The organism is Succinimonas sp. (assembly GCF_045225735.1).
GTDB lineage: Bacteria > Pseudomonadota > Gammaproteobacteria > Enterobacterales > Succinivibrionaceae > Succinimonas.
On record NZ_JBGVBR010000377.1, the window covers coordinates 1 to 13,061 of the forward strand.

A 13,061-nucleotide genomic window follows, 5' to 3' on the forward strand; every position below is an offset into this window, starting at 1 on the left:
GACAACGGCAATTCAGGGCAGTCAAAAAGCTGCTGCATAAATACATGTTAATTAGTTGCAACAGCTAATATGAAACAGCTCGATAAATTCCATGGTAACTATAAGTCAATGTTCAGAAACAGATTGAATGTTCCACGTGGAACAACGTTGATAATGGCAGATGAATTTCATAGGAACTTCCAAGTCAGCATCCAGGAAAAGATTGAATGTTCCCGTGGAACAACGGAGATAATGACAGGTAAATTCCATGGAACTCCAAGTCAGCATCCAGGAAAAGATTGAATGTTCCACGTGGAACAACAGAGATAATGGCTGGTAAATTCCATGGTAACTATACTATAAGTCAATGTTCAGAAACAGATTGAATGTTTCACGTGGAACAAAGGGAAAAATGATGCTGGGGATGACGGATGAATATTTGAAAGATATTTATCAAGTGTGTTGGGTATGTATGAAGAATACCTGTTGGAAATGAATGTTTTTAACCAGAGTAAACTAGAGTGAATTAGTGTGCTTTATCAATAATTTTACTGTTTTAAGTTAACTGTTTGGAACTTAAAGTTGCAGTGATTAAATTAGTAAAGATGGTTGAGATTGGGGGAGGGAATGCTGAATTATTGTATATGAATAAAACATACTGGACTAACATTTTTCTAAAAATGATGTTTTGCTGTTTTGTTGATTACTCATATTTTTGTTCAAAATATCATTAATGAATATATTCCCTTCTTTGTTAAGATTTATCGTTTTCTTACCAAAATAAAGCAATTATTTGAAAAGTGAAATGTCCTTAATTAATCAAATATTGAGGTCGCTTATAGAGAAAGAATAAGAACAAACTAACAGAGTATTGATAGTCTTTTACTGTTAAGCAGTGATTTATATTGCAAGGGCAGTAAACAAGTTGTGGTATGGTATGTATATTACTCTGCCTTTATTTAACAATGTGTTTTTCTTGTGAATGGTAAATAGAAAAAAGTAATACGGTGATTAGTGTGAAATAATTCAGGGCGTTAATTTAATGATTTATGGATAAGTAGAGAGGCAGATGGCAGATAAACAGAATAACGTCCTGAATATATAAGATTGTAAGTCAGAAAAGAAATTAACTTTTGGGTCTGAGCTTTAATGTTTCTTTGAGATATACGAAGTTGTAAGGAGTAATGAGTATAACTCCCCCAATCAGAAAGAATGCCATCCACTCATCTGGAATATCAGGAATTCCAAAAAAATGACATCCAATTCCTGCTACTAACATTAGCACACCTATAAAATGAAAAATTTTTGTCCATAAAGGAGCTTTGATGATGATCTTCATTTATCAATTTCCCAGCTAAACATGTACCTGTATGATACCATGAAACCACTTTTGGCATGAGGTTTTGATGAGTTTTACAGGCCTTTTTTTATGGTGAATTTTGACACTTTAGGCTATAATACACAGGTTGTTTTTGAGTAAAAGATTGTTAACCATGGGTTTACCAGAAAACAAAATATTCTAATGTACAAAATACAGATCATTACGGATTTAGATCTGTCTTTAGGGAAAGGTTTATGTGCGCTGAAGTTAACAACGATTATAACGGAAATTCGATAAAGGTTCTTAAGGGGCTTGATGCAGTTCGCAAGCGTCCTGGCATGTATATCGGTGATACCGATGATGGCTCAGGTCTGCATCATATGGTTTTTGAGGTAGTTGATAATTCCATCGATGAAGCTTTGGCTGGTTACTGCGACAGAGTTTTGGTAACAATTCATGCAGATGGTTCTGTATCAGTTAATGATGATGGTCGAGGAATTCCCGTTGATATCAATGAGGATGAGGGGGTTTCAGCTGCTGAACTTGTTATGACGGTTCTTCATGCTGGCGGCAAGTTTGATCAGAATAACTATAAGGTTTCCGGAGGGCTTCATGGTGTTGGCGTCTCCGTTGTAAATGCTCTTTCTGATAAGCTTGTTCTGACCATTAAGCGAAACGGCAAGATATGGCAGCAAACTTATGAGGATGGAGGGAAGCCTGTAGCTCCTATTGCTCCCATAGCCGAATGTCCGCTGGAGGAAACTGGTACGGATGTTCGTTTCTGGCCAAGTGATACCGTTTTTTCAAATATCGTTTTTGATTACAAAATTTTGGAAAAGAGACTCAGAGAGCTATCTTTTTTAAATTCAGGAGTAAAGATCGTTCTTGTTGATGAAAGATGTTCTCCAAAGAAAGAGGATGTTTTTCATTATCAGGGCGGTATTGAAGCCTTCATTAATTTTTTAAACGAAGACAAGGAAAAGCTTACAAATAAGATTTTTTATTGTCATCAGACCCGTGGTGATGATGGTATTGAAGTTGAGGTTGCGATTCAATGGGTTGATACCTACACCGAGAATGTTTTTTGCTTCACTAACAATATTCCGCAGAAGGATGGCGGTACTCATTTGGAAGGGTTTAGAAGAGGTTTGTCTAATTCCTTAAAGAAGTACTCAGAGTCTGTTTCTGTTGGTAAAAAGGAAAAAATTGATATTCAGACTGAAGATTTTCGTGAAGGTATTTCGGCAATAGTTTCTGTAAAAGTACCGGATCCAAAGTTTTCTTCACAGACCAAGGATAAATTGGTATCGTCTGAGGTTTCATCCGCAGTTAGTTCAGTTGTTAACGAAAAGCTTTTTGAATATTTAAATGAGAACCCTAATGAATCGAAGGTTATTTTTGAAAAAATATTAAATGCTGCTCGTTATAGAATAAAAGCTCGTCAAATCAGAGACAGCAACAAAAAGAATTTTAGCGGCAGCATGCCGGATAAACTTACTGACTGCGTTTCAAAAGATCCTGCTGTCAGAGAACTTTATATTGTGGAAGGTGATTCAGCAGGAGGTTCTGCAAAAACCGGCAGAGATCCGGAATTCCAAGCTATACTGCCTCTAAGAGGAAAGATTTTGAATGTGGAAAAGACATCCACTGACAAATTGAACCAAATCACTTTTGACATGGATTCAACGATTGGTATCTTAACCAAAGTTCTGGGGTGCGGAAGCGTTGGAAATGATGACTACAATCCTGATAATATCCGTTATCATAATGTTGTAATCATGACCGATGCCGATGTTGACGGTGCTCATATCAGAATTCTGCTTCTTACATTCTTCTACAGACGTATGCCTGAAATCATTGAAAGAGGGTACGTATATATAGCTCAGCCTCCGCTTTATAAGTTTTCCAAAGGAAATAAGGTTCGGTTTATTGTAGACGAGAAAGAGAAGAATCTATACGAAACCTCGCTTGCTCTTGACAAGGCCAAATTATTTGTTAACTCTGCCGCGGCTCCGATTTTTGGAGAACCTCTGGAAAAGATTTTTCTCAAGTACATGAACATTTTTTCGGTACTTGATCGCGTTGACAGGGAAATTCCGAAGTTTCTTACTGAGCAGCTTCTCTTCGTTCCTCGCATAAAGGAATCTGATCTTCATGATCAGGCTTTGGTTGGTGAATGGACTTCAAAATATGAAAGTCGTCTGAAGGTTAAGGAACACTCTGGTTTAAGGTTCAGAACAGAACTGGAACATGATGCGGTAAATAATATTTGGCTGCCGAAGGTTTTTGTCAGACACAACGGTGTGGATCGCTCTTACTTACTTCCGTATCATTTCCTTGTTGGTTTGGACTACAAGGCTATTTCCGATGTCAGCAACCTGATAGTTGATCTCCTTGAACCTGATGCATACCTGCTGATCGGCGAGAACCGCTATGACAATCTGAGGGATTTTGGTCAGGTTTATGATATTCTGATTAAGATAGCATTAAAGGGGATTAGCATTACCAGATTTAAAGGTCTGGGTGAAATGAATCCTGAAGAGTTGTTTGACACCACAATGAATCCGGAAAACAGGGTATTTCTCAAGGTAACCATCGATGATGCCATTGAGGCAGACAAGGAATTCTCAAAGCTTATGGGTGATGTTGTGGAACCCAGAAGAGATTTTATTGTTGCTAACTCTCATTTGGCAGAACTTGATGTGTAATTACAGGTACTGAGAGCGTAAAATATCATCCGTTTGTACTTTCTTTGTTGGAGTTTGGTATGAAGATTACAAAGATTGCAGCTGCTTTGATGTTAAGCGGCGCCATTTCCCTGTTGAGTGTTGCTAATGCTACCGGGGATTACGTTTTTCGGACTGAAAATTCTTACAATACTGATAGTATAAACGTTCAGCAGTATGACGGTTACACTCATGTTTTCAGCTTTGTGGTACTGTCAAAAGGAGCCATGGGATATCAGAATATTAATAATTTTGATGATTTGTATCATTCCCTGGCTCGTTGCGATAAGGAGAAAATGCTTACTGATGAAGGAACTGAACTCTTTAATCTAATAAAAGCGCTTCGTCCGACAATTACAAAACTGTCTAAAACCGCTCTTACTCCGGTGGGGGTTGGTGATGTCAGCAAAATTGGCACCGATTTTGGAAAACCCCGTGCCGGGCTTATAAAGTCCAAGGCCACCTATGATAAGGAAATCAATATTCAGTTTGTGTATGACGGGGATCCTCTTGCATTGGAAACTGGTGAAAAGTTTGTTTTGGGAATTACCAACAATTTACCGGAAGATAATGTGATTGTTTATGATGAAATCAAAGATGAGAGTAAGTTGGCATTCTTTTACAGCACTGAATATAAGAATTACCTGAATAATTATCCGGAGCTGGAGAAGGCTTTGGGAAAGATGCGAGTTGAGAAGCAGTACAAGTCGTATGTAGAAAGCGTGCTTCCGAGAATTCTCAAGAAGGCAAAGGTCGATGAGCTGGTGCATCTGGGTTTTTCTACGGGAACCTCCAGAATCGATGACAAGGATTTTGTTAATGATCTTTATCTCTTTTATCAGATTCTTCCCAATATTGATAAGATTCTAGCCCAGAAGTACTCAACATTGATGGATACCGTCCTCAGACCCAATGAGAGAGAATTCTTTGCTAAGATGGAGGATCGGGCCGCTTATTATAAATTTGGTCCGGGCTTTAAGAATAATCGCATTGGTGTTTACTCCGGAAAGAAGATTGTTAAGGAAATTGTTGAGGATCTGATTGCGATCAACAGTGAAGAGCCGCTGAAAGTTATGGTTCTTGATGCCAGAGCGTTGATTTCTCTTGAAAGTTATCTGTTCAGGGATGAATTTGACGAAATTGATTCCAACGAAAAAATCAGTGAATCACAAAGCAGTTTTTCTGTGTCTGAGTATGCGCCGCTGAGTTCGCTGCTGATATTTGATCTTTATAAAAATGCTGATGCTAAGTATTTTGCAAGAATCACCCTCAATGGCAAAACAAAGAAGGTTAACAAAGATTGGGATTCGGCTAAGAAAACGGATCTCTATGATCTGTCCCTGGTGTTAGGAACTCTTGATAATAAAGATATTTCTGAAAGAGAGCCGGAATAGTAAATTTAGTGTTTTTTAGCGGAACAGTGTCAAATCAGTCATTGTTAAAAAATTTGTAAAATTTATTGACGAATTGGCACGGTTCTATATAATACGCTTGTTTCTTATGAATGCTTCCGTAGCTCAGTTGGATAGAGTAGTGCCCTCCGAAGGCAAAGGTCATGGGTTCGATTCCCGTCGGGAGCGCCATTATTGCGAATGTGGCGGAATTGGTAGACGCGCAAGCTTCAGGTGTTTGTACCGCAAGGCGTGAGGGTTCGAGTCCCTCCATTCGCACCATCTTTTTTTCTCACCTTCTTCGTATCCCTAGTTTTTTCTTGTATTTGACCGCAGGATCTTCTTGTTTTTTCGACGGAGTGAAGAACCGCTTTGCTCACTCAATTTCCGGCTCGGCTCGTTACCTCTATGCGCTTAACTCCATTGGACAGCACTGGACAGTATCTGACAGGATTTCCTATGCTTACGCAAAAAAAATCCCCTTCTTGGAAGGGGACTTTGTTTTAGCAGAAAGACTCTGCAATCTTATGCAGTGATTTGCTGCTGCTCTGATATCTTCTCCGAACGCGGTTTGTATTTAGTAAAGTAACGCATTACCAATACAAAGAACACCGGAACAAAGAAAATTGCCAGAACTGTGGCAGATAACATACCGCCGATAACGCAGATGCCGATTTCATTTCGTCCGGCGGCGCCGGCGCCGGTGCTGAGAGCCAAAGGAAGCACACCGAGTATGAAAGCCATGGATGTCATAAGAATCGGTCTGAGACGGATCTTAGCAGCTTCCACTACAGCATCGGTAAGCTTATGACCTTTGTCATAAAGTTCCTTGGCAAATTCAACAATAAGTATGGCATTTTTGGCTGACAGACCTACGGTGGTAAGAAGGCCTACCTGGAAATAGACGTCATTTTCCAGCGGTCTCGCCCAAGGGAATACATGCGGGAAAATCTGAGTCAGATAGGCTGCTCCTACGGCACCGAAGATACCCAGAGGTACCACCAGCATTACAGAGAACGGAATACTCCAGCTCTCATATAATGCAGCAAGACACAGGAACACGAAAAGCAAGGATATGGCATAAAGAGGCCCGGCCTGAGCTCCTGACTGCTTTTCCTGGAATGATACGCCGTGCCAGGCGATGCTGTAGTTGCCATTTTCCAGTGAATTTACAATTTCCTCCATTTTGTCCATAGCCTGACCGGTGGAAATACCAGGCTGTGCTTCACCGTTGATCTGCACTGCCGGCAAGCCGTTAAACCGTTCCAGACGCGGCGAACCGAAAGACCATTCTGTATGGGCGAATGAAGAGAAAGGCACAAGCTTGCCAGCATTGTTTCGTATGTACCACTTGTTAAAATCCTTTTCATTCATCCGCGCTTCAGGTTCTGCCTGAAGGAAGATTTTCTTAACGCGGTTTCTGTCCATGAAATCGTCTATATAGGCAGAACCCCATGCCGCAGAGAGCGTGGAATTAATGCTGGGGATATCCAATCCCTGAGAAATAGCTTTGGGATAGTCAATCTTAACATTAAGCATGGGCGTGTCATCAAGGCCGTTTGCTCTCACTCGGGTAAGAAGATTTCGGGCATCTCCTTCTCCGGTCATGGCGATAACCTTGTTTCTGGCGTTCAGAAGATTTTCATGAGACCCCTGATCCGGATCGGTAAGGAACATATCAAATCCTGAAGCTGTGCCAAGTTCCGGAATGGCAGGAACATTAAACGCAAGAACCATGCCTTCTCTTATGCCAAGGAGTTTGGGGAATGCTCTTTGCACAATAGCCCGTACATGTCTGTTTGGATCTGTGCGCAGAGACCAGTCCTTCAGCTTGACAAAGGCCATTCCGGCATTTTGTCCTGAGCCGGCAAACGAGAATCCGACAACGCCCATGATAGACGCAACGTTGTCCTTTTCTTCGGTAAGGAAATAATCGCTAAGCTTTCCAAGAACCTCTCGGGTTCTCTCCATGGTGGCTCCGGCAGGCAGCTGGATCATGGCCATGAGCACACCCTGATCTTCTTCCGGCAGGAATGAGGATGGGATTTTCACAAACATAAACCCCAAAGCGCCGCAGATAACCATGTACAGGAAAACATACAAAACCAGCGACTTTACAACATAGCGCACGAAGGTCATGTAAATGCGAGAACAGAAATTAAATGAGGCATTGAAAAGCTTGAAGAAATGAGACAGGAATATGGCATCCAGCAGCTTTACAAACTTGTCTCTGATGAGCAGGAATATTCCGATAAGTCCCTTATATTCAGGATGCGGCAGATTAACAGGCTTAAGAATGGTAGCGCAAAGGGCCGGAGTGAGTGACAGAGCTGTAACAACCGACAGAATCATGGCAGATACTATGGTTATGGAGAACTGTCTATATATAACGCCTGTGGAGCCGCCGAAGAAGGCCATCGGGATAAACACTGCGGATAGAACGAGCGCAATGCCAATCAAAGCTCCGGTTATCTGTGTCATTGATTTTTTTGTTGCTTCGTAGGGAGACAGCTTCTCCTCTGTCATGATACGTTCAACATTTTCAACAACAACGATAGCGTCATCAACCAAAAGGCCGATGGCCAGCACCAATCCGAACATGGTCAGGGTGTTTATCGAATATCCGAGGATCGACATAATGCCAAAGGTTCCGAGGAGCACCACCGGAACGGCAATGGTCGGAATTATGGTTGCTCTGATGTTCTGCAGGAACAGATACATAACAAAGAATACCAGGATAATGGCTTCTATAAGGGTGTCTACCACTTCGCCAATGGATATTTTGATAAAGTCTGTGGTGTCATAAGGATAAATGTAGGAAACGCCTTTGGGGAAATATTGCGAAAGACGCTTTATTTCCTTCTTGACTTCGGCAGCGGTTCCCAGAGCATTAGCTCCTGTTGCCAGACGAATACCAATACCAGTAGTAGGCTGTCCGTTGTATGTTGCTCCGAACTGATACATTTCGTTGCCAAGTTCGAGTCTTGCCACATCCTTCAGCAGCACTTTAGAACCATCTTCATTCATGCGAATGACAATGTTTGAAAATTCGTCAATGGATGTAAGTCTTGACTGACCTCTGATGGTATAGCTGTAAACCTGTCCTTTTACGGCAGGAGCTCCACCGAGGGAGCCGAAGGTAATCTGGGCATTTTGAGCCTTGACGGAAGCAATTATTTCCGGAATGGTGACATTTACTCTGTTTATACGATCAGGATCAATCCATATTCTCATGGAGTATTCTGAACCGAAAACAAAGATTTCGCCTACCCCCGCAATTCTGCTCAGCGGCTCTTTGAGGTAGCTTTCGGCATAATCGGACAGGTCTATTTCCTTCACTTCCGGATTGTTTGAAACCAGACCGACAACCATCAGGAAGCTGTTGGTGCTTTTTCTGGTATCAATGCCGTTTTGCTGTACGGTCGCGGGAAGCTGAGACTGACATTGCTGGAGCTTATTCTGTACCTGCATCTGAGCAACGTCAGGATTGGTTCCCGGTTCAAAGGTAATCTGAGTTCTGGCCATGCCGTATGAATCAGAGGTAGAACTCATATACATATAGCCGTCGAGTCCCACCATGTTCTGTTCTATTATCTTGGTGATGGTGTTTTCGACAGTTTCCGCGCTTGCTCCGGGATAGCTTGCCGATATGGAAATAGTAGGAGGAGCAATGGTCGGATATTGCGATACAGGCAATGTATGAATTGCCATAAGACCGCCCAGCATAATCACAATGGCTATTACCCATGCGAATATCGGACGATCTATGAAGAAGTGAGCCATACTAAATTTACTTCCTTCTGGTGTTTATTTGCTGTTTGAACCTGACTGAGCATCCTGAGGCTTGCTTTCCACAGGAATCACAGGGCTTTTCGGACCGATTTTCTGCAGATTAGTGGTGATGATACGGTCACCTGCCTTTACGTCGGATTTGATAACATACTTGTTTTCAAATTCCGATATTATGGTGATTACGTGCTGCTGTACGGTGTTTTCCGGAGAAATCGTATAGATGATTGAAGTGCCGTTTGTCTGACGCATCACTGCAATTTGCGGTATTACAATGGCGTTATCCTGATTGCCTTCATTGATTTCCGCCCGAACATACATTCCAGGAAGGAGTATGTGATCAGGATTTGGCACCAGAGCACGAACGTTAACCATGCCGGTGCTTTCATCAACAGTGACTTCCGAGAATTCAAGCTTGGCCTTTTGTTCATATACGTCGCCGTTCTCAAGTATTACCTGCACCTGGTTGCCGTCAACATTGGGATTAAATGTTCCGTTTTTAATGTTCTTTTTCAGGAAAATATGATCATTAACAGATTGCCCAAGATCCAGATACATGGGATCCATCTGTTTTATAGTGGCAAGAGCCTGCAGCTGACCTGTGGTAACTAATGCTCCCTCGGTTATATTTGACCGGCTGATAACTCCCGTTATGGGGGCATATACCTTAGTGTATGCCAGATTGATTTCGGCAGTCTTTACAGCGGCTTCGGCTATAAGAATAGATGCTTTAGCGGAATTGTAACCGGCTTCTGCATCATCGTAATCCTGTTTTGATATGGAATTTGAGGCTATAAGCTTGCTGTAGCGATTGTATCTCAGCCGGGCAGAGTTCTCCTGAGCCTGCGCATGAGCCAAATTTGCCCTGGCGCTGGCGAGCTGAGCCTCGTACATGGAAGGATCGATCTGGTAAAGCTGCTGACCTTCCTGAACCACGGCTCCTTCCTTGAATAATCTTTTAAGAATTAATCCTGACACCTGCGGTCTGACTTCCGCTGTTCTTACAGCTACGGCGCGACCGATCAGATTTGAGACCACCGGAACACTTGCCGTTGTTACTATTTCAAAATCCACGGGCATTGGCGGCGGAGCTCCGTTGCCTCCCATCATGCCGTTGCCCTGTTTGTTTTCTCCGCAAGCGGTCAGCCCTGATATCGTTAAGAGCCCCATCAAAAAAGTTAATAACTTTTTGCTAGCTGATATGTGCATTTATTTGCTCCGTTTTGGTGTGACAATGCCTCATATTATACAACAAAGAAAAGAATTCTTTTCTATACATACAGTCATGAATGTATAATAAAATGGATTCGAACCGGGCATTATTGAACAATACTTTGATAATGTTCGTAAATTGTGCCGGATTTCATGATTTATCCGCTCATTTACTGCTGCGCGGAGCGGTAAAAGCAAGAAAAACCTAAGATGAGGAAATGACTATGGTGCGGAAGACCAGAGAAGAAGCATTAAAAACAAAAAAACTCATTATGACGGTTGCCAAAAAGCTTTTCTGCGAAAAAGGGCTTGATCGAACCAAGCTGTGTGATATTGCTGCGAAATCCGGTTTGACGAGAGGAGCAATATACTGGCATTTTGCCAATATTGACGAACTCTTCATAGAACTGTGGGATGACATGATGGCTAATCATAATCTCCTGCTTTTTTGCAAGTATGGCAGTTCTCTGGAAAAGTATTCCGTGAAACATTCCATACTGAACTGGATACGAAGTCTGGCCAGCGGCATTGATGAAGAGAAGGTGTGTTTTCTGAAAATTCTGACATCGGTTGTCTTCGGGGATCAGGGAACATCAAGGATACGCAGCATGGTGCTTGACTACTACAAGGATAACAGAAGGATTTTGGAGGAAGAACTGGCTAAAGGAGTTGCCTGGACGGAGCTGCCCTCGAATCTGGATATCGATGCAGCCAGTCACTATGTTTTTTCTGAGATATCCGGACTGATGATCAACAGTGTCTACTGGGGAGGGGCTCTCAGGCGGCACATAGATGTTTATTCACAGATGGTTGTTGATAATATGACAAAATTTGTCAGTCAGGAGAAATGAATTAAAACGTTTTCACATTTTTTAATAATGCGGATTTCGTCCGAAACAATAAAAAAAGTTGCAATACATCACAGTTGTAATATAATGCGGTGCTGAAAAATCGCCCGAAGGCATCGCTTCGATGCTCTGCAGGGCAGGCAATAATTAGAATAAGCCTTAATGTTTTGTTAAACATCATTATGGATGGATACTTATTATGAAGAAGACTTTGATTGCACTCGCTGTTGGCAGTGTTGTAGCTTTTGGTTCCGCAGCTTACGCTGCTGAGGCTGAAACCGGTTATGTTGGTGTTAAGACCGGCTGGTCTCATGTTGAGACTCCTTCCCGTCGTACTGCTCCCGGTGTTCATCACAACAGCAACAACGGCTGGAACTATGGTATCTATGGCGGATACAACTTCACCAGCTTCCTTGGTTTAGAGGCTGGTTACAGCTATCTTGGCAATTTCTCCAACAAGGGAAATTATGATGGCAAGAAGCTTGGCAAGTATAATCTTCACGGTGCAGAGCTTGCTGCTATTCTTGCTGTTCCTTTTAACGATACTGATGACCTGTTCTTCAAGGTTGGCGGTCTTATTGCCAATAACCATGACAAGGCCTTCAATCACACCGAAACCAGAGCCGCTCCTTTAGTAGGCATTGGTACCAGAATTGCCTTCGGTGATTTCATTACCCGTCTTGAATACAACTATGCTCACAAGGTAACCGATGGCAAGTATGGCTATCAGCCTGACCTTTCCACCCTTAACGTCGGTCTTGAGTGGAAGTTTGGCGGCGCTGCTCCCGCTCCTGTTGTTGTTCCGGAAGCACCTAAGTCTGTTGTTGTAAGCAAGAACATTTCTCTTGATTCTGAAGCTCTCTTCGGCTTCAACAGCTCCAAGCTTTCTGCAGACGGAAAGCAGAGCGTTGCCAGCGTTTCCAAGGAAATAAACGACAACAACCTTAAGGATGTTCGCATTGAAGTTGAAGGTCATACTGACCGCATTGGTTCCGAACAGTACAATCTTGAGCTTTCTAAGAAGCGTGCTCGTGCTGTTGTAGAGGAATTCATTGCTGATGGCGTTGATCCTTCTACTATCACCGCTGAAGGTTACGGCAAGTCTCGCCCTGTAACTGGTGACAAGTGCAACGGCATCAAGAACCGCAAGGCTCTTGTTGAGTGCCTTGCTCCGGATCGTCGCGTTGAAGTTAAGTTCACCGGTGTTGAAGAGCACGTTGAAACCAAGTAATTTGCAGGAATACTTGCAGGCTTCTTTTGAAGCTGCTGTTAAGTGATTGCAACAGAAGTCCCGGTCATTGGCCGGGATTTTTCTTTGTTAAGATTTGGAGAACACTTGCATTTTTGACAGGATATGCATTATTAACAAATAAGAGTGTAATTTCTAACAAGATGCCATTATCATGAACAAAGTTTGAGACTATGCGGACAGTGCATGTCGGGCGTTTTTTGAGTTTTCTGGGGAGTTGGTATGGGTTCCAAAAAAAAGTGCGCAAAGATGTACGAAGAAAAGGACAGTACCAGGGCGGGAGATTTTCTTCTTAAGCTTTGTCACTCTGTTACTTCAGTTTTGTCTGAAGCTACTCATCATGATATTAACTTTTCTCCGATGGTTCAGAAGATCTCAAAGACGTGTCTTAAACCTGATATCGGATGCTTTGTGCTTTTTGACGGAGCATTCGCAGGTTTGGTGGTGATAAATTTCACAGCTGAAGCTGCCATGGAGGTTTACTCTCAGTATCTCATCAATATGGGGCTTCCCAAAGAGGAACTGGCAACAGTATATACCTCTGAT

The 13,061-nt window shown here is 42.3% G+C and carries 9 protein-coding genes and 2 tRNA genes; 8 read left to right on the plus strand and 3 right to left on the minus strand.

Annotated elements, in window-relative coordinates:
• Positions 1–1,105 precede the first annotated feature (1,105 nt).
• Entirely contained in the window at positions 1,106–1,318 is a 213-nt protein-coding gene (locus ACJROR_RS13170; protein ID WP_406041159.1) for a hypothetical protein, read from the minus strand.
• Positions 1,319–1,554: 236 nt separating this feature from the next.
• On the opposite strand from ACJROR_RS13170, the gene ACJROR_RS13175 reads away from it, so the two are divergent.
• The 4 genes from ACJROR_RS13175 to ACJROR_RS13190 all read left to right on the plus strand — a co-directional run bounded on the left by ACJROR_RS13175 (position 1,555) and on the right by ACJROR_RS13190 (position 5,699).
• Positions 1,555–4,008 carry a DNA gyrase subunit B gene (locus tag ACJROR_RS13175; RefSeq protein WP_406041161.1) on the plus strand — a complete coding sequence of 818 codons (2,454 nt, stop codon included), beginning with the start codon at positions 1,555–1,557 and terminating at the stop codon, positions 4,006–4,008.
• A gap of 59 nt (positions 4,009–4,067) precedes the next feature.
• Positions 4,068–5,420 carry a hypothetical protein gene (locus ACJROR_RS13180; protein WP_406041163.1) on the plus strand — a complete coding sequence of 451 codons (1,353 nt, stop codon included), beginning with the start codon at positions 4,068–4,070 and terminating at the stop codon, positions 5,418–5,420.
• 112 nt (positions 5,421–5,532) lie between these two features.
• A tRNA-Arg gene (locus ACJROR_RS13185) sits at positions 5,533–5,609 on the plus strand.
• A gap of 5 nt (positions 5,610–5,614) precedes the next feature.
• A tRNA-Leu gene (locus ACJROR_RS13190) sits at positions 5,615–5,699 on the plus strand.
• A 243-nt stretch (positions 5,700–5,942) separates the two neighbouring features.
• Here ACJROR_RS13190 and ACJROR_RS13195 read toward each other — a convergent pair.
• Both ACJROR_RS13195 and ACJROR_RS13200 read right to left on the minus strand, forming a co-directional pair.
• On the minus strand, positions 5,943–9,200 hold the full coding sequence (locus ACJROR_RS13195) for an efflux RND transporter permease subunit (protein ID WP_406041165.1): 3,258 nt from the start codon (positions 9,198–9,200) through the stop codon (positions 5,943–5,945).
• Positions 9,201–9,224: 24 nt separating this feature from the next.
• Positions 9,225–10,244, minus strand: coding sequence for an efflux RND transporter periplasmic adaptor subunit (locus ACJROR_RS13200; RefSeq protein ID WP_406547489.1), 1,020 nt, complete (start codon positions 10,242–10,244; stop codon positions 9,225–9,227).
• Here ACJROR_RS13200 and ACJROR_RS13205 point away from each other — a divergent pair.
• The 4 genes from ACJROR_RS13205 to ACJROR_RS13220 form a co-directional block, all read left to right on the plus strand.
• Entirely contained in the window at positions 10,153–10,503 is a 351-nt protein-coding gene (locus ACJROR_RS13205) for a hypothetical protein (RefSeq protein WP_406547490.1), read from the plus strand. The genes ACJROR_RS13200 and ACJROR_RS13205 overlap by 92 nt on opposite strands.
• Positions 10,504–10,642: 139 nt before the next feature.
• Positions 10,643–11,269: a TetR family transcriptional regulator gene (locus ACJROR_RS13210; protein ID WP_406041169.1), complete on the plus strand. Its 627-nt coding sequence runs from the start codon at positions 10,643–10,645 to the stop codon at positions 11,267–11,269.
• 208 nt (positions 11,270–11,477) lie between these two features.
• Positions 11,478–12,497: an OmpA family protein gene (locus ACJROR_RS13215; RefSeq protein WP_406547486.1), complete on the plus strand. Its 1,020-nt coding sequence runs from the start codon at positions 11,478–11,480 to the stop codon at positions 12,495–12,497.
• 240 nt (positions 12,498–12,737) lie between these two features.
• Positions 12,738–13,061: DUF3334 family protein (locus ACJROR_RS13220; protein ID WP_406547488.1), on the plus strand; the 324-nt coding region annotated here is incomplete at its 3' end.

Coding starts and splice junctions, on each gene's coding strand:
- ACJROR_RS13170 (WP_406041159.1), bottom strand. CDS start 1,318: ATGAAGATCATCATCAAAGCTCCTTTATGGACAAAAATTTTTCATTTT.
- ACJROR_RS13175 (WP_406041161.1), top strand. CDS start 1,555: ATGTGCGCTGAAGTTAACAACGATTATAACGGAAATTCGATAAAGGTT.
- ACJROR_RS13180 (WP_406041163.1), top strand. CDS start 4,068: ATGAAGATTACAAAGATTGCAGCTGCTTTGATGTTAAGCGGCGCCATT.
- ACJROR_RS13195 (WP_406041165.1), bottom strand. CDS start 9,200: ATGGCTCACTTCTTCATAGATCGTCCGATATTCGCATGGGTAATAGCC.
- ACJROR_RS13210 (WP_406041169.1), top strand. CDS start 10,643: ATGGTGCGGAAGACCAGAGAAGAAGCATTAAAAACAAAAAAACTCATT.